The sequence below is a fragment of the Pseudomonas taetrolens genome (assembly GCF_900475285.1).
GTDB lineage: Bacteria > Pseudomonadota > Gammaproteobacteria > Pseudomonadales > Pseudomonadaceae > Aquipseudomonas > Aquipseudomonas taetrolens.
Genome location: NZ_LS483370.1, coordinates 2,655,157 through 2,676,473, shown reverse-complemented (window position 1 = coordinate 2,676,473; position 21,317 = coordinate 2,655,157). Strand labels below are relative to the sequence as shown.

The 21,317-nt window shown below is 56.3% G+C and carries 20 protein-coding genes, 1 tRNA gene and 4 pseudogenes; 11 read left to right on the top strand and 14 right to left on the bottom strand.

What is annotated here, in order from left to right:
- Positions 1 to 3: 3 nt before the first annotated feature.
- Together DQN55_RS12280 and DQN55_RS12275 are read right to left on the bottom strand one after the other, a co-directional pair.
- Positions 4 to 702, bottom strand: a complete 699-nt coding sequence (locus DQN55_RS12280; RefSeq protein WP_048382200.1) for a response regulator — start codon at positions 700 to 702, stop codon at positions 4 to 6.
- A 40-nt stretch (positions 703 to 742) separates the two neighbouring features.
- Entirely contained in the window at positions 743 to 1,027 is a 285-nt protein-coding gene (locus DQN55_RS12275; protein ID WP_048382201.1) for a response regulator transcription factor, read from the bottom strand.
- Positions 1,028 to 1,471: 444 nt separating this feature from the next.
- Here DQN55_RS12275 and DQN55_RS12270 point away from each other — a divergent pair, with 444 nt between their 5' ends.
- The gene (locus tag DQN55_RS12270) at positions 1,472 to 2,872 is read left to right on the top strand and encodes a fibronectin type III domain-containing protein (RefSeq protein ID WP_048382202.1); all 1,401 of its coding nucleotides are present in this window, start codon (positions 1,472 to 1,474) and stop codon (positions 2,870 to 2,872) included.
- 10 nt (positions 2,873 to 2,882) lie between these two features.
- Here the strand turns inward: DQN55_RS12270 and DQN55_RS12265 are convergent, their stop codons facing one another.
- The gene (locus DQN55_RS12265; protein ID WP_048382203.1) at positions 2,883 to 4,088 is read right to left on the bottom strand and encodes an NAD(P)/FAD-dependent oxidoreductase; all 1,206 of its coding nucleotides are present in this window, start codon (positions 4,086 to 4,088) and stop codon (positions 2,883 to 2,885) included.
- A gap of 346 nt (positions 4,089 to 4,434) precedes the next feature.
- Here DQN55_RS12265 and DQN55_RS12260 point away from each other — a divergent pair, with 346 nt between their 5' ends.
- The 5 genes from DQN55_RS12260 to DQN55_RS12240 all read left to right on the top strand — a co-directional run bounded on the left by DQN55_RS12260 (position 4,435) and on the right by DQN55_RS12240 (position 9,445).
- Positions 4,435 to 5,004: an RrF2 family transcriptional regulator gene (locus DQN55_RS12260; protein WP_048382204.1), complete on the top strand. Its 570-nt coding sequence runs from the start codon at positions 4,435 to 4,437 to the stop codon at positions 5,002 to 5,004.
- Between the two features lie 147 nt (positions 5,005 to 5,151).
- The gene (locus tag DQN55_RS12255; protein ID WP_048382205.1) at positions 5,152 to 5,661 is read left to right on the top strand and encodes a sigma-70 family RNA polymerase sigma factor; all 510 of its coding nucleotides are present in this window, start codon (positions 5,152 to 5,154) and stop codon (positions 5,659 to 5,661) included.
- On the top strand, positions 5,658 to 6,608 hold the full coding sequence (locus DQN55_RS12250; protein WP_048382206.1) for a FecR domain-containing protein: 951 nt from the start codon (positions 5,658 to 5,660) through the stop codon (positions 6,606 to 6,608). Before DQN55_RS12255 ends, DQN55_RS12250 begins: the two co-directional genes overlap by 4 nt.
- A gap of 68 nt (positions 6,609 to 6,676) precedes the next feature.
- Positions 6,677 to 9,082, top strand: a complete 2,406-nt coding sequence (locus DQN55_RS12245) for a TonB-dependent receptor (protein ID WP_048382207.1) — start codon at positions 6,677 to 6,679, stop codon at positions 9,080 to 9,082.
- 276 nt (positions 9,083 to 9,358) lie between these two features.
- Positions 9,359 to 9,445: transfer RNA gene (locus DQN55_RS12240), tRNA-Leu, on the top strand.
- 80 nt (positions 9,446 to 9,525) lie between these two features.
- On the opposite strand, the pseudogene DQN55_RS12235 reads toward DQN55_RS12240, so the two are convergent.
- Together DQN55_RS12235 and DQN55_RS12230 are read right to left on the bottom strand one after the other, a co-directional pair.
- Positions 9,526 to 10,443, bottom strand: a pseudogene (locus DQN55_RS12235) (site-specific integrase).
- On the bottom strand, positions 10,444 to 10,653 hold the full coding sequence (locus tag DQN55_RS12230; protein ID WP_074702943.1) for a DUF4224 domain-containing protein: 210 nt from the start codon (positions 10,651 to 10,653) through the stop codon (positions 10,444 to 10,446).
- Between the two features lie 264 nt (positions 10,654 to 10,917).
- Between DQN55_RS12230 and DQN55_RS12225 the strand changes: the two genes are divergently transcribed.
- The gene (locus tag DQN55_RS12225) at positions 10,918 to 11,163 is read left to right on the top strand and encodes a hypothetical protein (protein WP_048382208.1); all 246 of its coding nucleotides are present in this window, start codon (positions 10,918 to 10,920) and stop codon (positions 11,161 to 11,163) included.
- A 39-nt stretch (positions 11,164 to 11,202) separates the two neighbouring features.
- Here DQN55_RS12225 and DQN55_RS12220 read toward each other — a convergent pair.
- Positions 11,203 to 11,724, bottom strand: a pseudogene (locus DQN55_RS12220) (DNA cytosine methyltransferase); the annotation flags it as partial.
- 350 nt (positions 11,725 to 12,074) lie between these two features.
- Between DQN55_RS12220 and DQN55_RS12210 the strand changes: the two are divergent.
- Positions 12,075 to 12,278, top strand: coding sequence for a hypothetical protein (locus DQN55_RS12210; RefSeq protein ID WP_048382209.1), 204 nt, complete (start codon positions 12,075 to 12,077; stop codon positions 12,276 to 12,278).
- Here the strand turns inward: DQN55_RS12210 and DQN55_RS12205 are convergent, their stop codons facing one another.
- The 6 genes and pseudogenes from DQN55_RS12205 to DQN55_RS12180 form a co-directional block, all read right to left on the bottom strand.
- Entirely contained in the window at positions 12,279 to 12,590 is a 312-nt protein-coding gene (locus tag DQN55_RS12205; protein ID WP_048382210.1) for a hypothetical protein, read from the bottom strand.
- Positions 12,591 to 12,668: 78 nt separating this feature from the next.
- A pseudogene (locus tag DQN55_RS22435) lies at positions 12,669 to 12,860 on the bottom strand (hypothetical protein); the annotation flags it as partial.
- Between the two features lie 78 nt (positions 12,861 to 12,938).
- A complete protein-coding gene (locus DQN55_RS12195; RefSeq protein WP_048382211.1) occupies positions 12,939 to 13,382 on the bottom strand; it encodes a nuclear transport factor 2 family protein in 444 nt (147 codons plus the stop codon).
- A 908-nt stretch (positions 13,383 to 14,290) separates the two neighbouring features.
- The gene (locus tag DQN55_RS12190) at positions 14,291 to 14,608 is read right to left on the bottom strand and encodes a DUF1634 domain-containing protein (protein WP_048382212.1); all 318 of its coding nucleotides are present in this window, start codon (positions 14,606 to 14,608) and stop codon (positions 14,291 to 14,293) included.
- Complete coding sequence (locus tag DQN55_RS12185; protein ID WP_088500029.1) at positions 14,605 to 15,453, bottom strand: sulfite exporter TauE/SafE family protein; 849 nt, start codon at positions 15,451 to 15,453, stop codon at positions 14,605 to 14,607. Before DQN55_RS12185 ends, DQN55_RS12190 begins: the two co-directional genes overlap by 4 nt.
- A 26-nt stretch (positions 15,454 to 15,479) precedes the next feature.
- Positions 15,480 to 16,223, bottom strand: a complete 744-nt coding sequence (locus DQN55_RS12180) for a GntR family transcriptional regulator (protein ID WP_048382214.1) — start codon at positions 16,221 to 16,223, stop codon at positions 15,480 to 15,482.
- 1,036 nt (positions 16,224 to 17,259) lie between these two features.
- Here DQN55_RS12180 and DQN55_RS22290 point away from each other — a divergent pair.
- Positions 17,260 to 17,430, top strand: coding sequence for a hypothetical protein (locus DQN55_RS22290; RefSeq protein WP_157314789.1), 171 nt, complete (start codon positions 17,260 to 17,262; stop codon positions 17,428 to 17,430).
- Positions 17,431 to 19,230: 1,800 nt separating this feature from the next.
- Here DQN55_RS22290 and DQN55_RS12170 read toward each other — a convergent pair.
- Positions 19,231 to 19,608, bottom strand: coding sequence for a winged helix-turn-helix transcriptional regulator (locus DQN55_RS12170; protein ID WP_197714152.1), 378 nt, complete (start codon positions 19,606 to 19,608; stop codon positions 19,231 to 19,233).
- Positions 19,609 to 19,656: 48 nt separating this feature from the next.
- Between DQN55_RS12170 and DQN55_RS12165 the strand changes: the two genes are divergently transcribed.
- Positions 19,657 to 20,472, top strand: a complete 816-nt coding sequence (locus tag DQN55_RS12165; RefSeq protein WP_048382216.1) for an SDR family NAD(P)-dependent oxidoreductase — start codon at positions 19,657 to 19,659, stop codon at positions 20,470 to 20,472.
- 26 nt (positions 20,473 to 20,498) lie between these two features.
- On the opposite strand, the pseudogene DQN55_RS12160 reads toward DQN55_RS12165, so the two are convergent.
- Positions 20,499 to 20,833, bottom strand: a pseudogene (locus DQN55_RS12160) (IS66 family transposase); the annotation flags it as partial.
- On the opposite strand from DQN55_RS12160, the gene DQN55_RS12155 reads away from it, so the two are divergent.
- A complete protein-coding gene (locus tag DQN55_RS12155) occupies positions 20,824 to 21,228 on the top strand; it encodes a hypothetical protein (protein ID WP_053070929.1) in 405 nt (134 codons plus the stop codon). The pseudogene DQN55_RS12160 and the gene DQN55_RS12155 overlap by 10 nt on opposite strands.
- The last annotated feature ends 89 nt before the right edge of the window (positions 21,229 to 21,317 follow it).

Genomic DNA, 21,317 nt, shown 5'->3' with positions numbered 1-21,317 from the left:
GTATCAACTCGATGCCGGGCACGTCGTCGAGCAGGTGGCCGAAGGATGATCGTGGCTCAACCCGTTGATCAGGGCAAACTCCACCAGCTCGCTGTCATGAATCACCCCCAGCTTGTCCATGGCGGTGCGCTTTTGTCGGCTGATGGTTTTTTCGCTGCGGTTGAGTTGCCCTGCGATCTGGCGGCCTGAGAGTCCCTGGACGAACAGGCGCACCACTTCGATTTCGCGCTTGGTCAGGTAGACCTGCGCCGCGGCATCAGGGGCACAGGCGAGCGTTCGGGCCTGAAGAATACCGGCGAAAGAAGGACTGAGGTAAACACGGCCCTTGTTCACGGTTTGCACCGCCCGAACCAGCTCGCCCAGCGGGCTTCGTTTGTCGAATATGCCGCATACGCCCCCGTGGAGCAGGGCTTGCAACAAGGACGGGTGGCGCAACATGGTCATCACGATCACCTGTACCTGAGCGAAATGCCGTTTGAGGTAACCGGTCAGGGCCAGGCCGTCAGGGAAGCGTCCATAAGGCATTGAGTAATCGGTGATCAGGATGTCACAGGGCGTACATTCCAGCTGTTCGATCAACTCATCGGCAGTGTGCGCTTGTGCGACGATCGTGTAAGGGGCCAGGGCCATTTTGGCCCCCATCAACACCACCGGGTGGTCGTCAGCGAGGATAATGCGCAGTGGCGTGGGGGAGGCGCTCATGGGCAGTCCACCACGCGGTACGTCACTGCGCCCGACCGGCTCAGGGCAGATGAATCAAGCCTTGTTCCAGGGCCCTGATCACGGCAGTCCAGCGTGAGCTGACGCCGAATTTGCGGCGAATGTTGCAGAAGTGATAATTGACGCCGGCCTCGCTGCAACAGCAGATCTGGCCGATTTCCCAGGACGATTTGCCCCGGGCACTCCATTGCAGGACTTCTTTTTCGCGTTTGGTGAGTGTGATGCCTTGCAGGTCCTCGTTGGTCGTTACCTGAAATGACGACCGGGCTGTGGCGGATCTGTCGGCGATCTGATTCGAACGGTGCATGAGAAGCTCTCCCGTTTATCACTCTATGATGTGGGCGCAGCGGATCCTTCCTGTCTCAAGTGGGCGTGGTTCGCGCGACCTTGCTTACAGATGCGTATGTCTGTGTTGTAGGGACGGGCCATTTATAACGCTATATTTCGATCTTGAAACCTGTAAGAAATAACAGGTGCAGCACTTTAATTCGCTCCGGCTGGATGTTTATGTCATCTGTGCGGGCTCAAACATGTAGGCATATTCGCTGCATAGGCGCGACAAAGTACCGTTCGCGGATGTGGCTCTAACACGGGTTCATGGCGCTGAACCGTTGGTCATTTTCGTTTGTCTGCAGCATTCGTCCAAGGGCCATACGCGCGCCGTACACCCCGCGCAACTAGCAGTTCTGTGAGGTGCGTGAACCTGCAAAGGAGGGTAAAAAAGCGTTGCCAACGATACGGAGCGCGCCCCATGACCCAACTTTCCAAGCCCCCCGTGCAACTCCGTCCCATTTGCAGCCCCGGGAACCTGCAAGGCACCAGAGCCGGCCTGACGTCCCTCACGCTGACCTGGGATGAGCCTTATGCAACCTGCAAGCTGTGCCCGAATGCCTCGCACTACCGGATAACAGGCCCTGATATTTATGTGGAGGTCACACGACCGCCTTATACCCTCACCGGGCTACACCCGGATCAGGACACCCTGATCGAGGTCCGTGCGGTCACGGCCGAAGGCGTCAGCTCCGGGCCGGAGTCGTTTCGTCTGTTGCGGTTGCCGCCTCCGGGCAAACCCGGGGTTCCCGAGTTGAGTGACATCACGGATACGTCGGCCACTGTGTCCTGGACGCCCGCGAGCGGTATCGACATAGCGCTCAGGTACAGCATTACGCTGTATGGAACGCTCGTCGGGTATACCCGGGACTGCCACTTCACGCTCACCGGGCTGGAGAATCATGCGCAGCATCGTGTTGAAGTGCGTGCGGAGTATGAGGACAGCGGGTTGGTGTCCGAGATCTCGCAGGCCTGGTTCAAAACCTTGTTGAGCCCGCCCGCCGGGCTGACTTTTAGCCAGCACAACGGCCTCTGCCGACTGGCCTGGGACAGCAACCCTGCCGGCCCGTGGTACGAGGTGTGGATCAATGGCCAGATTGTCACCGATCAGGCGTATTTCAGTTACAGCTTCGAGCTGATAGATCAGTCATCCGGTCCGGGGCCGCATGTCTTCAATTTTAAGGTTCGGGCCTACGTGGAGGTTGAGTACTCAGCGGTCAGCGAGCTGCAGGCAACGGTGCTGGACGGGGTGCGCCCGACGCAGCCCGGGACGCCAGTGGTCACCGATATCAGCGAAACGTCTGCGCAGTTGCGGTGGGCGCCGTCGAGCGATGAAGACCGCGTGGGCGGCTACCGGGTGCTGGTGAATGGCTTGCGCATGCTCGAAGTGCAGGAACCCGCCCTGGCGCTCACCGGGTTGACCGGGGGCAGCCTGCATTACATAGACGTACGGGCCTGGGACAGTGCGGGAAACGTCTCGACTCCCGCCACCACCACGTTCAAAACCCAGGGGCCGGCGCCTTCACCTCCGCCTTGTGCACCATATGTAGAATTGCTCGCGTACTCCGCCACGTCGATCTTGCTGAAGTGGACTTTCGTCGACGATGAGTCAGCCGGGGCCGGGGTGAAAGTCATGCTGGACGGGCACCACAATCAAACGATCTTTATTTATCCCATAACCTATGTGGCTAACCTGAAAGTCAACGTGGAGTACACCCTTGAGGTGTTTGCATTTGATGTGTACGGGCAGTTGTCCGAGCCGACGGTTCTGGTCTTTACCCACACCGGGACTGATCCTCGCGTGGGTAAAGACCAGGCATGAGGATTTCGACTTATGCGACCACCGGAATCAATGGATCGGCCGCAGCCAGCGCTGAAACCCGCTCGGCTGCCGGCGGATAGATCCAGACCGAGTTGATCGTGGTTTTCAATTGCTTGGCTTCCTCCCGGATCAGTTTCACCTGACGGTCCCAGCCTTCGGTGTACACCGCGCCCCATTCCCCGAGGTCGAGGCACGTGACGTACTTGAGCTGGCTGTAAGGGATGGGCGCTTCACCCAGCAGGTCGGCGGCGACGTTGTTACCGGCGGAGCGGCCCAGGGCGATCGCATGCTGACAGGTCATCATGGCGAAGTTGCCCAGGTCATCCGTAGCAGCGTAGGCCGTATCACCCGTGGCGTAGACGTCTTGCTGGCCGATCACCTTGAGGGTGCGGTCCACGTGCAGGCGTCCGTAGCTGTCACGTTCACCGGGTACTTGTTCAGTCAGGGCGCTGGCACGCACACCGACAGTCCAGACCACCGTGTGGGCGGCGATACGTTGCCCGTCGGCAAGGGTGACGCCCTGCGGATCAACGGCCACCACCGATGCGCCCAGTTGCCATTCGATGCCCAGTGCCTGACTGGCTTCGACGATTGAAGGGCTGATGTTTTCACCCAGGGCTGCACCAATTTTGGTGCCGCGGTCGACCACGATGACCCGCACCTTCGCCGTGTTGCCAAGGGCAGCCCGTAGACGGGCCGGCATTTCTGTTGCCGTCTCGATTCCGGTGAAACCGCCGCCCGCCACCACGACGGTATTGCGCGCCGCAGACTCAGGTTGTTGAGCGAGGCTCTTGAGATGATTTTCGAGGCGGCTCGCTTCGGCGATCAGGTCAACGTCGAATGCATGCTCGACACCGCTCACCGCGGCAGGGCGAACCACGCGGCTGCCAGCGGCCAGTACCAGCTTGTCGTAGTTGAACACGGACGCGCTGCCATTGGCGTCGGTGAAACCGACCGTTTTCCCTGCCACATCGATGGTGTCGGCTACGCCGCGGATGAAGTTCACCCCGACCGAGTCGAACAGCGGACCCAGTTCAGCTTTCATCGTGTGCACGTCCGGCTCATAGAAGCGCGGCCGTACGGCAAGGCTGGCCTCAGGCGCAAGCACGGTGATCTGTACGTCCTCACGTTCATGTTTATCGAGCAGTCGCGCCGAACTCAGCGCACTCCACATACCGCCAAAGCCCGCACCGACGATCAGGATTTGTTTTTTCATTGTGTGCTCCAAAGCAGTCATTTCAGGTTGGGTAAACAGTGGCGGGCATCGTGATGCGGGCCATGGCTGGATCGTTTCGTTCGGAGTTGCGGAGCGCGCCGAACAACTACGACTCTATTGGTCGTAGATTGTTTGTGCAAGAATTTTTTATCAACCGGCCGGTCCCGTTGCCGGGAAAATCTGTGGAATAGTGCTCAAACGCCCAGACCACGGCGTGGTTACGGTCGTCGTGCAGCGTTCTGAACCGATTGACTTGCTGCAGGAAAGCTTCGGTTTTCAGCGAGTCCTTGCTACGGCTGCAGGTAAGCGGTTAACTGTGAGGCGAATACATAAGTCGGAGATGCAGATGGCTCTTTACAGTGCCGGGGTTGAGTACGGCATTCATTGCCTGTTGCTGCTGCTGGATGAGCGGGGCGAGAGTCGTGAGGCCAGCGTGCGCGACCTGGCTGAATTGCAGGGTGTCCCGCTGGAGTACCTGGCAAAAGTCTTTACCAAGCTGGCAAAAGCCAAGCTGGTGCTGGCCACCGAAGGGGTACGCGGCGGTTTCAAACTGGGCCGGCCCTCGGACGAAATCACCCTGCTGGACATCGTCAATGCCATTGACGGTCCCAAGCAGATATTCGACTGTCGGGAAATTCGCGGGCGTTGCGCGGTGTTCGGCGGTTCGGCCCCGCAGTGGGCGCTGGAGGGCATGTGCGGTATCAATGCGGCAATGATGACCGCTCAAAAACGCATGGAAGAAGCCCTTGCACAGCAAACCATTCTCGACCTGGGACGGCGCACCGGGCGCAAGGCTCCTCCCGAGTTCAGCACGCAGATCAATGGCTGGCTCAATGATCGCCGCGACCACAAGGCTCCCGGGACCATAGCCCTGGTCGATGTCAGCGGGTCTGCGCTGTCCTCAACGGACGAATAATCAGCGGCGTGATGCCAGAGGCAGGAGGGGAGTGGCGCGGTTCAGGGGCGGAGGGGCGTAACGCGTCGAAAAAGAGCGTGGTCAAGTGGTGGAGTACTAATTAGAATCAGTCTCATTTACCGCCGCTTTCCCACAGGGTCTCTTGAAATGACTGACGCATCGACGCCAACGGAGCAGACCCTGCATGCCCTGTACCGCGATCACAGCAGTTGGCTGGAAAACTGGCTGCGACGACGCATGGGCAATGCCTGGGATGCGGCAGACCTTAGCCAGGACACCTTTGTGCGGGTACTTGCCAGCTCCCGGCAACTGTCAGATCTGCGTGAACCGCGGGCTTACCTGCTGACGGTCGGCAAACGTCTGCTCAGCAATTTTTACACGCGCCGAAGCCTGGAACGGGCCTATCTGGAGGCCCTGGCGCAGTTGCCTGAAGACTGTGTGCCGTCTGCGGAGCAGCGTTGGGTGCTGCTGGAAACCCTGCAGGCCCTGGACGAATTGCTCGATGGCATGCCGGCGGCGGTACGTCGTGCGTTTCTCTGGAGCCAGCTCGAAGGGCTTGGCTACCGCGAAATCGCTGAACGGTTGCAAGTCTCGGAGCGTACGGTCAAACGCTACATGGCGCAGGCCTACGAGCATTGCCTGCTGGTGGACTGTTGAACGCTGGCGGCCACTCGCCCGAAGCCCGCAAAGTGGCGCGGGAGGCTGCGCAATGGCTGGCGTTGCTGGAGTCGGGCGCGGCCCGTGAGCAGGATCACCTGCAGTTGCAACGCTGGCGCGACAGCCACGGCGCCCACGAGTCTGCCTGGCAGAAGGTTCAGTTGTTACGCCAGCGTTTTCGTGGCCTGCCCTTGGCGCTGGCGATGGCTACCCTGGATCGTCCGGATCCGGGACGGCGCAAAATCCTCAAACAGGCCTTGTGTGTGTCGGCCCTGGTGCCGACCGCCTGGTTGCTGGGGCGCCAGTTGCCGCTGGAGGTCTGGCAGGCTGACCTGCACACCGCCACCGGTGAACACACGCGCTCATCGCTGGCCGATGGCAGCACGCTGCAGCTCAATACCGACAGTGCAGTGAATGTCGATTTGCGTTCCCGGCTCATCACGCTGGTTCGCGGAGAAATCGCCCTCAAGGTTCCAGGCTCGGCCGCGTTGACCGTCCAGGCGCCCTATGGGCGTTTCACGCTCAGCCGTGGCGAAGTCTGCGTACGTCTTGATCGTGAGGATTGCCAGGTCTCGGTGGTCAGTGGCACGGCGCAGTTACAGCCCCTGCAAGGGCCGCCGTTGCTGTTGCCGGAGGGCCGGCAGGTGAGCCTGCGGGCGAGCGGGGCAGGCCCGGTGAGTGCCTTCGATGCCTCGCTGCCGGGCTGGCGTGAGCGGGTGCTGATGGCGCAGAACCAGCCCCTCGGGGATTTTCTTCGTGAGCTGGGCCGTTATCGCCCCGGCGTGCTGCGTTGGGATCCGGCCCTCGAAGCGCTGCGCGTCACGGGCAGCTTTCGACTGGACGATACCGATCGCATTCTTGCACTGCTGGCTGCCAGCCTGCCATTGCAGGTGCAGACACGCACCCGTTTCTGGGTCAGCCTGGTGCCGCGACATAAAAGTGTGTGAAGTCTGTCCCTTTTATTCACTTCACCGGTCATTCCACCTAAGTGAATAAAATACGAGAGCTTCCTCCCATGCCTGCAGTACCGTCTTTGCGCGTGCACCCGTTGTTGCGATTTGGTCTTGTGTTGACCCTCAGTTCCAGCCCTTTATTGATCTCACCCACATGGGCCGACACCGGCGAGCGCCGCAGCTATCAGGTGCCGGCCGGTAGCCTGGGCGCCGCATTGACGCGCTTTGCCGGGTTGGCGGGGGTCAATCTGGCGGTGGACCCGGCGTTGGTCAGTGGCCGCAACAGCAACGGGTTGTCCGGGGAATATGCGGTGGAAGAGGGCTTCGACCGATTACTGCAGGGCTCCGGCCTGCAACTGTTGCCTGCGGGCAGTGAGGCCTACACGCTGACGCGGGTGGCCGCCGACAGCGGCAGCGTGCAATTACCCACGACCTCGGTACTGGGTGCCGACGGTGCAGCGGGTGCCGAGGTCTTTGCCGGCGGGCAGGTCGCACGCCGGGGGACGCAGGGCTTGCTCGGTTCCCGAGATTTCATGGAAACCCCGTTCAGCATGACCACATACACCCAGGAAGTGGTCAAGAATCAGCAGGCCCGGACCCTGGGTGACCTGATCGCCAATGACCCCTCCGTTCGGGTGACCAATCCGGCCGGAGGCCGCTACGAGCAGTTCACCATTCGCGGCTTTAGCCTGTTCAACAGCGATGTCTCTTACAACGGCCTTTACGGCATCCTGCCGACCTATACGATCGATATGGAAATGGTCGATCGGGTAGATATCCTCAAGGGCCCCAGCCAGCTCATCAATGGCATCTCGCCCCGCGGCAGTGTCGGCGGGGGGATCAACGTCGTGCCCAAGCGCGCTACCGACCAGCCGATCACCGAATTCACCGGCAGCTACGCCTCCAATAGTCAGGTCGGCGGCGCCGTGGATGTCGGGCGTCGGTTCGGTGACGAGAACCAGTTCGGGATACGCTTCAATGGCGTAAAGCAGTCGGGTGACACCGAGTGGGACCATCAGAGCGTCGACCGTGAGATGGCGGTCGTGGGGCTGGACTTTCGTGGCGAACGCTTGCGGCTTTCGACTGATATCGGGCACACCGAACGCGATACCGATGCCCCTCAGGAGCGGGTGCAGGTCGGTCCGAACGCCAAGGTCCCGAATGCCAATGATGTGCGCCATAACTACGCTCAGGCCTGGAGCAAGGCCCGCACCCGGGACACCTTCGGCACGTTGAACGCTGAATATGACGTCAGTGATTCGACCCTGCTATACGGCGCAGTGGGCGTGCGTAAAAGCAACCACGATTTCCTCCGCCATGCCGTGTCGGTCACCAACGATGCAGGGGATTTCAGCGTGCAGCCGCGGGACTTCACCCGTGACGAAAATGTCAGGACAGCCACCGCCGGGGTACGTACCTGGTTCCACACCGGGCCGGTGAGCCATGAAGTCAATCTGGCGGCCAACGACTTCTACATGGACTTTGAAAATGGCGGTGCTCGCTATGCCCCATCATCCAGCAATCTCTATCACCCAGTACAAACACCCAAGCCCGACACACCGACGCGAATTGACCCTAAGGTTTATACCGAGAACCGCTTCAGTGGCGTGGCTCTTTCCGACACTCTCGGTTTCTTTGGTGACAGGCTGCTTCTGACACTGGGCACGCGCTGGCAGCGGGTCAAGGTGGATGACTGGAGCAATGGCATCAAAGGTGCCACAGCCTATGACGAAGAAAAGGTCTCGCCCTCGGGCGGCATCCTCTACAAGGTGACCGACGAACTGTCGCTGTATGCCAATTACATGGAAGGCCTCAGCCAGGGCAAGATCGCCCCGTCGACAGCGGTCAACGAAGACCAGATATTCCCGCCTTTTGTCAGCCGTCAGGTCGAGGTGGGCGCCAAGTATGACCTGGGCTCGCTGGCGATCACCGCCAGTGCGTTCCGCATCAAGCAGCCTGCTTACGAGACCAACGCCACGACGCGGGTGTTTGGCCCTAGCGGCAAGCGGCAGAACAGCGGCGTGGAACTGAGTGTCTTTGGCGAACCCCTGAGCGGATTCCGCGTTCTCGGCGGCGTGATGTACATCGACAGCAAACTGACCGACACCACCGGTGGCGCCTTCAACGGCAACCAAGCGCCTGCCACGCCGAAGTACAACGTCAACCTGGGGGCCGAATGGGATGTGCCTGCCGTCCAGGGGCTGACCTTGAACGGGCGGGGCATCTACACCAGTTCGCAGTACCTGGACCAGGCCAACACCAAGGAAATCGATGCCTGGGAACGCTTTGACGTGGGCGCGCGCTATGCCTTCAAGGTCGACAGCACCGCCGTAACACTGCGCGCCAACATCGAGAACGTCCTCGACAAACGATACTGGAGCTCGGCCGGCGCCTCGGATGACAGCGAACCGGGCCTGACCCTCTCAACACCCAGAACCTACCTGCTTTCAGCCACCGTGGGCTTCTAACGGCGACTCAAATACAGCAGCGACAAGGATCGTCGCTTAAGCAAAAGACATGCAAGGAGGCAGCCGGATTCGGCTCGAAAACTCGCAGCCCGGACCATAGCCCTATGATTTTTCGAGTGTTTTATCCTGGGACTGAATAAAAAAATCTCCATGAATGAGCACTAACCAACTTGCCTCATTGGCGCAGGCTCTATATATTCACCCACCTGTCACGCAGGCGCTTGAGCACACAGATTGCAAAAGCCACGTCTGCCTGACCCGCTTCACAGCGCTACCGCCCGAATGGCGAAACTGGTAGACGCATGGGACTTAAAATCCCCCGCTCGTAAGGGCGTCCCGGTTCGATTCCGGGTTCGGGCACCATCTATATCAAGGGCTTGCAGGCGATCCGCGTGCAGGCCCTTGTTGTTTTCCGGGCCGCAATTATTTATCTGGGCCGCAATTCACTTTGTCGGCGTGACCTTTTTGCCAATTCGCTTGCGGATATAGTTCTCGGTCATTACGACAGTTGTGTGTCCCAGTTGATCTCGCGCTTGCAGGATATCTCCGCTCGATTCTGCCTTGTCGGTACCGGCCTTTGCGCGCAGGTCCCGCATCTGGAAGTCAGATTTTTCAACCCCCGCAGCTTCACGAGCACTATCTAATCTCCCACGCAACATGCTGCTGGTCATTGGTTGTCCGTTGTCCATCACGATCAGCTTGCTGGTTCGGATTTTGTGGCCGGCTTTCCTGGCTAGTATCCGGTCAATTACGACCTTCAATTCTCCCACAACCTATATTCGTCGCTTGGTCCTGGTTTTTCCTTGCTGAACGGCCAGCTGGTTGTCTCTGATGTCGCGCTCGTCCATTTTGAGTGTGTCAGCGATACGCTGGCCCGTTAGATAAAACAGGTCGAGAGCGTCCTTTAGAGGCTGGTCGGCGTGCATGTAAACCATCGCAAGCATTTCATCTTCGACATAGATGTCACGGCCGCTTTCTTTGTTTCCTTTAACGCCTGCACATGGGTTTGCCAAGGCTGTGTAACCGCTGGTTCTGGCAAAATTCCAGATTGCACTGAGTAATGCCTTCTCTCTATTCGCACGAACAGGTGCAGTTTTCCCGCGATGGCGTAAATACTGACCAACATGCTGTGGCTCGATAGCTTCAAGAGGGGCGGGCGGGTCATTGAAGAAGCTCAATAGCTGTTTCAATTCTCGGGCATTGCCTTTCTGCGTCGCAGGTGCTTTTGTCGGAACAACTTCCTGCATGTACTTTCCTTGCGAGGAGTTCCGCCAGTGTCATAAAGGTAATACGTTGTGGCGCCGCGCTTTCTTTCGCGTAGCCGGGGAATGCTCCCCCGGCCTAGTTGGCTTTCTTCCCATCTATCCCACCAGCCGAGGCTGCCATTTAGGTTTCTCTGTTGCTGTAACGGTCTCGCCGATCAGTGCAGATGCGATGACGCATGGCCAACCACTGCGCTTAATAGTGTGGCGTATGCCGTTCCTCTTAAGTACTAACACCTGACCAGCCTTTGTCTTTGCGCCGGTGAGCGTGCATACCTCTTCACGTGACAGAAAATGTATTCCGTTCATACTCTCTCCCGGGCGCGCCGCTCAGCCGCTTCGGCCTGGCGCAACTTGCTGTATTTGGTGTGGTTGCCGTGGGCACGCGATCTGTCGCACTTGTAGCAGATCGTTTGCAGGTCGAGCGCCTGTATGGGCGCACCGCGAATCTTTACGGTTCGGCGGAGGGCGGTCATGGGGTGTCCTTGGCCGGGTCATGCTAGGGCGGTGGATAGTGAGATTTGAAGGCGGCTTGGAGTACACTCCCGGACTTCAAACAAAGGGAGTTGAACTATGTTTTCGAGAATTATTGTCGGTGTGCTAATAGGCGTTGCCGCGGCGTTTATTTTCAACGGAAGGCTGTCGATTGACCCCAAGACACTGCAAATCCTTCAAGGATTTGTAGGAGTGGTAGCGATAGGCTTTATCGCCGCATCCTTTATGTTTGGAGCAGTATTTGGGTTGATGGCCGTCGGCGAGATCGCTATTGGCTATTTCGCTTATACGAAGCTGTTTCAAAGCGGCTCCACGAGATCCTGAAAGCACCGGGGGTCAGGCTGCTAAACGCTGATATAGCTTGATGATGTCTGGCACCTGCACGACCTCGGCCAGCGCGACCCGATCTTTCGTCGGTAGGGTATGCATCGGCTCGGTGAGCGAAATGCCGTCCTTCTCGTTTCCGTAGTACTTCACCAGGTACGCGTTGACTAGGCGCTGATTGGAACCTGACTGGCAAATGGTCGAGATTGGGTCAAAAGCTGATCGGCCGTCCCCTTTGTAGAACCCACCGTTTGTTTGTTCGAAGAACGCAGCCGATACCGCGTGATGCCCGGTACTGGTGGCAACTACTCCGAGCGGGCCTGCAACTGCTGCGCCAACCGAGCCCTTCCGCAATGTCACCATGTTCGCCGCAACCATGGCGAAGTGGCCGCCTTTCACCTGTGCCACCTGCGTGCGCAAGGGCTCCTGTACATCGAAATTGCGCTGCGATGATCCATTGGCGCACTCGGTTAGGAACGGAGCTGTCACTGGCTGCACAAGCGCGTGGTGAGTTCCGCCGGCACTGATGGTCGACAGTGCCTCGTCTACGCCGTGAGTGCTGGCGCTGTAGCTCCACTTTTCTCCTGTGCCATTGCATTTAGCGCAACCGGACACCCAATACCACGCGTCATCGATACGCTCTGCGTACAGACCGGCTTCCGGTGGCTCTAACCGAACCTCAGCTAAACCGTTGACGTGAGGTCTACCATGAATGGCGTGATTCCAGATGTTGGTTTTTCCGGAGCGAGTGCGGTCAACCCAATCGCCGGGGATTTCTGGGATCAGGATCTTTGTGTTCTTGTCCATGGATTCTCTACAGTCAGGGGCCGCCCTCCGTGGCTAATGGTGGCAATTTGGCATCATTTGGGGTATTACTGATGGCGGCATGTAGCCGGATCAAGGAGAAATGCGTGAATAAAAATGAAGCAAATTTGGCTGACGCTGCGGTAGCAATAATTCTGGCTGCCAGAAAACAGCACATTGATTTAAATTTGCTGGAAATTGATGCGGAATCAGTCGTCATGGATAGTGGCCGGATGGCCGTGAGCCACGATGATATTAAGGATGTCCACGCAATAATTAGACAAGTGATGGAAGAAGCAAAAAAACGCTAATTAGTCATGGCGACCAATCCTCAAAGCCTCACGCTGGTAGGCCAGCTCCAATTTCCGCGACACGTTTTCGCTAATCGCGGTTTTGTGTCGCGGTGGCTTTAGGAATTGCGCAGATCCAGCAGGACCGAGGGCATGTAGGTGATGAATCATCAAGGTCATTGCCTCGCCTTGCTCATCAATCCCGTTCCAGGCCATCAGCTCAGACAAGGCTATTCGCGTGCCTTCCAGGGCATGAAGCCGTAATTCCTCCTCGCCGCGGGCCTTTCGCCTCGCAGCAGTCTTTGCTGATCGTTCTTTCTGCTGGGCAGCCATGGCCTACTTCTTCAATTCCGCTGGCCCGCAGTGCCAGCCATGTTTGACGTTTGCGTTGCTGGATGCGGGATATGCGTTTCATGCCGCAACCTTTTGCTGGCTCCAGGCGCCGACTGCTTCAAAGATCCGCGCTGCGTGATCTTCATCGAGCGATATCGACTCTGGAATAGCGATCCACCCCGAAGCCACCATCTGGTTGTGGTTGGCTGACTTGCGTAGCTCTGTGTAGCAATGCTCGATCACATCTTCTAGGTGGTCGGAGAGATAGATGGACTGCCCCCCGCATCATAGACATCTCCAGCCTATGCTTGGACTGCGACGACATCAATCGGCCGAGTACGTGGGGATCTAGCCCTTATAGCCTTTTAGATGAAATCTCATGTCGCCTGTGAACTCCAGCAGTGAATAATCGCGAAAGGAGAAACGCCACGTCTGGCCGACACACTCGAATTCGTCGTGGTAACGGCCTGCAGCGATTGGCTGAAGGGAGAGTTCGGTGGTTTCCTGAAGGACTGTGTAGTAAGAGCGTATCGTCGCCTTGCCTGAGGCCTCATCGATTTCGATTATCGGATTACTGATGACATGTTTTGTCCGTGGAGTCCCGCAAGGATAAATTTTTATGTGTTGCTTCCAGATGAGCAGCATTGCAGCCGAATCAAGAAAATCTTCGCAACTCGTGACTTTGATTTGCGCATGTCGGAAGAGAGCGGCGGCACCCTCCAAGTCACCCCCGTCCATTCTTTCGGCATAAAGGTAGAGCAGATTGGTAATTTCGATAGCGCTGTCGCTCATCACTAATCCTTGCTCACGAATGGATACTGGGTTTGGTAGGCAGGGGCACTCGATTAGGCCTGATGCGGAATGAACACTTAGGCAGCATCAAATACACAGTGAAACGCTACATCGTCCTTTTGGACGATCTTTCGGCGAACTCATCGGGTGTTTTTGCCTCCAGTTCCGCTAGATCTGGTTCTGGGATCACTCCTCAAGTGACAGCCACAAAAAAGCCCGCCTGTGGGGGGCAGGCGGGCCAGTACCGAGAGGGTGGAGCCTCAACCCGGCGTTTGGAGTCTAGGCGGGGGAGGGGGATTGCAAAGACGCCAGATACAAGAAGCCTGCGCTGGTCTTAGTCTGCTTCTGGGGTTAGTGCCCACCCAGCGACATATAGGGCGTGATAGGACTGATTGTTTTCGAGGGGCTGCGTGTGTGAGTCTATCCTAACTTGGTCGCGACGTACTTTTTGAGTTGGGGGCAGAATGCTGTCGATGCCCAGGCCAATTTTGGGTTCGGCCAAGCGTTCTTTCGCCTTCACTTCAATGGACGACTCATATACGCGCTGGTAGGGAGTCGAGCCGAGTCGTCTTGATCGATTTCTATCTTTGCGCTGGAGCTTTCTCGCAAGTTTTTGTGACAGTGAATGCCTTGGGTCAGACACTCGTAGTTTTTGGTAAAAGTTTAGATAGCTGTCAAGGCGGCTGGTCAGGACTTCAAGGCCTTCGCTATTCTTTAGCTCTCGCATTGAGGCGTATAAGGCGTAGCCTGAAAGCAGTCGTTTTGAAAATGTTCTGAGTTGCGCCTAACGCTCCCTGGCTTGATCCAGAAACTCTGCCCAGACCTGTGCAGGGATGTCTAGGTCGCGCTTTAGGTCTTGGTTGGGCTGGATTATGCGGCCGCTCAGGAGGAGCTTTGATTTGCTTCCGTTAAAGTCCAATTACGATTCCGGCCGCGATAGTTACCAAGACTAGCGCTGAAATTGCCGCGTAAGCAAAATCACGCTCGCGCAAAAAAATCGCCAGCATCAACACCACACGCGCCACTGGCAAAAGAATGAATAGCGCCACACCAATTTTCACGATGTTATAGCTGCTAAAACATGCGCTAAGCGAGACCTCGAGCGGCCGAAGGGCATTCAAGGCCATACCAATAGCAATAATGACCGATGCAAGCCAAGTACCATACCAGAGCAACGTGGCGATGATTTCTTCACTGCGTTCTAAATTGTCGATTGGGGATTTCATGCGGATCCTCCTGGTACATGCACGCCCAAAGCGCTCAGAAGCATTTGAACAGCGAGTAACACCAAGATAATGACAAAGAAAATACGCAGCTTGTCAGCGGGTAGCCAAATCAACAGGCGCGCTCCCAGTAGTGCCCCTGCTACGGAGCCCAAGGCGACAGGGCCTGCAATGCCGATATCAATGTCTCCCCGCACGAAGTAGGCCCCAGCGCTCGCCGCAGCTGTCACGCCGATCATGAAATTCGACGTAGCAGATGAAACCTTGATAGGCAGCCGCAAGGCAGTGTCCATCGCAGGGATTTTGAGTACGCCGGAGCCGATGCCGAGCAATGCCGAGATTAGGCCCGCGCCATACATCAGCGATAAGCCGAGCGGCACGCGACCGACTTGATACGGTACGTCTCGATCAAGGACTCGGTCGGGAAAGCTCGAATGCAGGCGCAGCACCGTACCCCAACTCTTTACATTGGGCGCACTGGTATCAATCATCTCACAACGGCGCGAAAGCATTTGTTTTGCGGAGACAGCCAGAATGACGGCAAACAGGCCATAGAGGAAGGGCGTTGAGGCAATACCGATCAGGAGCACACCGGTCACTGCTCCAAGAGTGGTGGCCGTTTCTAGAACGATAGCGAGCCGAATGTTGGTCAGGCGCCCTTTCAAAAATGGAGCTGCACTACCACACGAACAAGCGATGACTGAGATGATGCTCGCACCAATGGCCACGTGAATATCCACGCCAAATAGCAGCGTAAGAATCGGCACAATAAAAATGCCACTTGCCATGCCCAGCACGCCCCCCAAGGCACTCGCGCCGAAGGCAGCCACGAATAGCCAGAGAGTCATTGAGTTTTCCATTCCTGCGATTCCAGTCACGTGCGCGTGCGCGTACGCCTGGACAACCGAGTGGAAAACCGGATCAGATCGCCACGGTAGTAAAGCCTTTCGTAATCGATTGGGCGATCCCCCTCGGTGTAGGACGTGCGTTCGATAAGGAAAATCGGACTTCCGACCTCGATTCCTAATGCATGAGCGACATGCTCGTTTGCTTTGGCGGCTTCGAGTTGATACTGGGCTTCGATCAGGGGCAGCTCGTACTTGTTCTCCAGAAGGTCAAAGATAGGCTCTGCCTCCAGATCGTTACTGACTATCTTCTCGCCAATATCGAGCGGCAAATAAGTCTCATCGAACGACATGGCCACGCCATCAGCCAAACGAACACGCTGGATTCGGTATACCTGTGTGCCGGGTGTGACGCTTAAGTGCTGCGCGACCTTTTTTGTGGCGGGCAGAGGGCGTTTGTCTAAGAGTCGAGCGGTAGGGTGGCGGCCGAGCGCCACCATATCTTCAACGAATCCGCTTAACTCATTCAATTCTTGGGTGAGCTTCGGCTCCGTGACGAAAGTGCCTTTGCCCCGTCGGATCTCAACAAGCCCACGAGCCACTAAATTCTCAATCGCTTTTCGCACTGTTGTTCGGCTGACCTCAAAGCGCTCAACTAGGCGGTTTTCAGAGGGAAGCTGGCTGCCGCAAGGTAGGATAGCCGTAGCAATATCTGCAGCGATTGCTATCTCGACTTTAGAGTAAAGAGGTGAGTTTTCAAGTTCAAAGTTCATCTATACATCGTGAGGTAATGACATCATGATGTCAAACGATGTGATGTCTCGTAAACGGTCGATATAGTTGAGCTTTCGAGCCGCCGAGAATGGGCTTCACGGTTTTAAAGAAATCGAAGGTCTTGGTTGGATAGGCGCCGAGATGATCAGAATGAAGCTCGATTACAGCGCGTGCCCTCCGGATATCGAGGATGCACTCGCTGACTTAGTTGGGCATTACGGATTTCAGGCCATGAAACTCTCAGAACGAAATATTCGATACCTAGTGAGGACTTGGTCCTGAAAATGAGAGGAAGGGTTGTAAATACCGCACTGGAGTCTGCTTCTGACAAGGTTCGGAAAACTTTAGTGACAGTCGATTGACTTCCCGCACGGCTGGCGGCATCGTTTCGCCATAGTTAGTATTTTGCCTAAGGCAACTTGCTCTGAAAGCCCGGCCATTGCGTCGGGTTTTTTATTGCCCAAAGAAAACCGATCCACTGCAGCCAGAGCAGCCGGCGGGACGTCTGGACACAGATAAGCCGGTAGTGCAGAGCTACTGAGCCTGATGAAAATTGCCGCTCCTCAAGCGAGGTTAGTTTTGCAAAAGTCAGACTCTACAATTTCTTGGGCTTTAGTCGGCCAATCGGCATTAGGGGTATCAGGAGTACCCATTATCTCTTCTGTCGCTTGGTTGGTTATATTGGTCAGTTCTTTATAGGTTCTTTCGATTCCGTGTCTATGCATGTAATTGAATATCACTTTTTCGGACCGGGCGAGGACTGATGGGTCGGAGTTTGCATCCAAACTAGCTGCCACTCCGCACCGTGCTAGCTGGAATATGTGATCATGCTTGCTTTCGCATCCCAGAAGGAGCAGGCAGGTTACAGCGGCCAAGGCCGAGCAAGATTTATTCACCTTCATTTTTTACCCTTGTGTTCTGAAGCGTTCCCATTCGATTTTATACTGCGACGGTTCGAGTCCGCACCTATTCATAGCCTCAGCAGTTGCTGGGGCTTTTTCGTTTCTAGCTCCCTGAGCAGGGGAGGAACCCGAGATGCCACACATACCAGAGAAAGACCCTTCATTCTGCGTGTTGGTAATAACAAAAGGTGAGGTCACCGTATTCGGGCTGGGACCTAAGTGCGACGACTTGCAGTGCTTGGGCGCTATGCGCCTGGGTGAGCAGAAGCTGATCGATGTGCTGCTGGATGGCGGGGAAGGCTGAATCAGTTGCTCAGTGTATTGCAGGGTTTTTAGTACACAGGTAGAGCTGCGCTGCTATGACCCGCATGCGAGTAAGCTCGTGCTTTTCCTTCAGCTCGTAGTAATCAGCGTTTGCTACAAAGCCTGAGCTTCTGATTTGTTCGCAGAGTACAAGGTATCTCTCTGACTCTTGACGCGTGAGGCCCACTAAAAGCTCTCTACCATTTGCGTCGGTGTAGAGGGAGAGAATTTTTTTTAGATATGTCCTGTCCCCAGCGGAGAGGTTAAGCATTGCAACTGGCAGCCACAGCCGCACTCCTTGGAGCAGAGGTCGCGCTCTAGAATGGTGGCAAATTGCCATTATCGTTCCTGCCGCAGGAACGATATAGATAATTTGTGACAGTTTTGTTATCTGGCTGGGAGGTAGGATAATCAGCCCCTCTCTCCATCATCCCTGGTAGAGCTATCCGACCTCACCATTCATCTGACCCCAGCTATTGAGGTATGGGAATGTCTTCAAGACGAATAAGTAGAGTCCCGAGATGGGTATTAGTTCGGTAAGGCAGAAGAGTTGATCGCTAAGCGCCATTCAGTACGCTAATGATCCGCAGGGCAGAGGGCAGAGGGCAGGCGTGCCGCAGGTGAGTGCGGCATATCAAACCACTGGTTTTCTAGCCTAGCTCTCTTTGCAATGCTTCCCTGTAACAAACAAGGTCAGACGATCGTTGATTCGCCTTGTACGTCACTTGGTAATGATCAGCACTTTGATCGCAGTTATAACCAGGATTGCCCCCGAGCTCTCGTTCAAGAGCCTTTTGATAGCAGACGAAGTCGCCAGCTCGCATTGTCGACTCGTAGCGCTCTTGGTATGACTGAGCGCGTTCGGAGCAAGAACCGTAAGGCGTATTGGCAGCGAAGGATGCAGTGCTTGCAAGGGCGAGTGCGCAAACAACAAACAAGGATTTGAGCGAGATCATCCATGAGTCTCCGTGTAGGTATGGCTTACCAATACCGACAACTCGCTATTATTTCAAGCTTAAGGTGAACCATGGACAGGCCATACCCTCCATCGTCATTGCTTGAGCTGTCCGAGCTTTCCTACTTAGGCATCCGCCTGACCCCTTCGCCAGAAATACGGTAAGCGGCACAGTATTCTCTGTGCCGTCCAAGCTGGCTCTATCGCCCGATCCATTCAAGTACATTGATATGTACTTGAATAACGGAGGAACACCGTTACTGCTAGGCTCATATCCTTCGATGGAGCGGGTTAATCAGGTACAGGACAGCACCCAGTTCGCTATCGAAAATGCTATCCCGAAGAACTTGTCAGATACGCACCCTTGGGCGCTCTGATAAAGGGTGAGCCATGGCTGCCAACGGCCTGTGTAGAGGCCGTGCGTTCTGATACGAAAGTTCTTCTGCGATTTAACGTGCCTGAAGGCCCGCTGGCGATTGATACCGTAAACGTCTTGGACCCCGGCTTCTGGGGGCTACGCTGGATCGATAGCACTGACAGCGCCACGATCACAGCTGTTCAACTGACCGGCTTTAACACCCTCGAGGTGACGCTGAGCAACGCGCCAACCGGTGCGCAGCCAATGATCGGTGTCGCTGGTAATCGCGCAGGACCTAACACTGATCCCCGTACTTGCATCCGCGACAGTAGCTCTTTGTTGGACTGCTCCGGGCTACCTGTCTTCAACTGGGCGTGCCATCAGCGCATCGCAGTCACTACTATTTAAATGGAAAAGCTCATGCAAATGCGCGGTCAGCTCATTGTTCGTAAGCGTCTGCGGATCACACCTTGCTTTTTGATTGCAGTTTAGGACAGGTGGCTTACCGAAAACTTTCGCATAGCTATGAGCACGGGTAGAAGCTGCCTACCCATTTCCGAGAGCTGATATTCGACCCTGCGAGGCAACTCGCCGAAATCAATCCGCTCAATCAAACCATCATTGGCTAGCTGCCGCAGTTGTTCCGTTAGTACTTTTTGCGTAACGCCTGGCAAGTCGCGCTTTAGCTTCAAAGTACGCATTGAGGGATCGGCGTAGAGCCTGAAAAGAATGGGCAACTTCCAGCGCCCCTGGATCATGCGGATCACACGCGTCACGTGCGCTACCGAACCATTGGCCCCAAGGCAGATCTCGCGCTCCTCATGAGGGATAGGCACAAAAAGGTGCGTACTGGTTTTGTCCATCATCTCGCCCTACCTTGGGAAGTTAACGGCATTGTAAAAGAGGAACGGCACGTGGACTTGAGTTTGAGCGGTAAGAATGCACTGATAACCGGCAGCAGCAAAGGGATTGGCGAAGCAATTGCCAAGAAACTCGCCCTTGAAAAAACCACTGTCATTGTCCATGGTCGCGACGCGGCTCAGGTGGAAAAAGTGGCCAATGAGATCATTGCCTCAGGCGGATGTGCCCATACAGTGGTGGGTGATCTGACGCACGATGACCAGGTGCAGCAGTTGATCGAGGCCGCGCAAAAGCTCGTTGGATCGATAGATATATTGATAAATAACGCTGGTGGCTCAGGTGGCGCAAAAGAGAGCTGGTTGGATACACAGCCTGCCTCATGGGCATCGGCATATGACCGAAATGTTCTTGCGGCCCTCAGGGTCACCACACATCTACTGCCCCGAATGCAGAAAGCGAAATGGGGCCGGGTGATCAATATCTCCAGCCTTGCGGCAACGATGCCGCCGCCCACTGCGCCAGATTATTCCGCCTGTAAAGCGGCGATCAACGCAATGACTGCATCCATGGCCAAAGCAGTCGCGGCTGACGGGGTGACCGTCAATGCCATCTCTCCTGGCACCATACACAGTTCGACCCTTGACGCACGTTTTCGCGAGGTGGCCGAGGAGCGAGGCCTGTGCAGCAAAGATGCGCCATGGGAAGAGATCGAACGCCATGTCCTGCCACTGTTTGCCCAGGTTCCTGTAGGTCGGGTAGGTCAGTTGGAGGAAATCGCAGCAGCCGTGGCATTCCTTGCGAGCCCGATTGCGGGGTACATCACGGGCACCAATCTAAGGATCGATGGTGGCCTTTCTCCAGTTCTCTAGTTCTCTAGTATTGCTGCTAGACGATGTTAAGCGGGCGCCCACTTATGCGGCAGCAATTTCTCGATCTCACTTGCCCGCTGCGTCGGCAACCGCGTCAGCGCTACCCAGCGTTTAAGACTGAAACCAAGACCTTAGCCGTGGCGCACCCTCGGGCACAAGTTCGCGTTGAGCCAGCATCCACTCATGCAGTTTTTCAGAGATGGGTACCGCTGTTTCCTGGCGTAAGCCAATGGTCTTCGTCGCTCATCTCCTTGGCGTGTCGTTCGACTTCGTACAGCCCGCCAATCGAGTGAAGCGCCTGCTCCGCCAACTGGCTTTTATTGGCTACATGCAGGTCGGAGAAATTGCGCCATGCAGCCGCCGATCGCGACAGTGCTGCGTTACGACGTCATGGTAGGCTTTCCAGAAGTGAAAAGACTGTTGTCATATGGTGGGAGCAATACGCCTCCTGTTACCGAAACCCCAGTAACAGCGGGCGTCTGGGCGGTAGTCGTGGCCGACGACGATAAGACGCGAAAGGTGTCCCTTGCGGTCAACCAGGTTGATACATTTGCCGAAATAGTTAAATCCGCAAATCACCTGGTTGAGCCTACAGGGTACTTCGAGATCGGCTACCACACCTCCGGCAACAGCTTGCGCCTGGCAAAGGTAGGGGACACCTACTTGTTCAGTGAGTCTCTGCGCACTAGCCCGGACGGCTTGGCGAAGCTGGGCCAGTTGGTGGCAGCACTGAAAGCCGAGTATGGGATCGCCTGATCCTAAGTCGCAGAACCATTGACCGCCTAGAGCGTTTTTTTTGTGCTTGTGATTAGGCCCCAGCAGGGTTTAGTGGAGCTCCTCGTTTT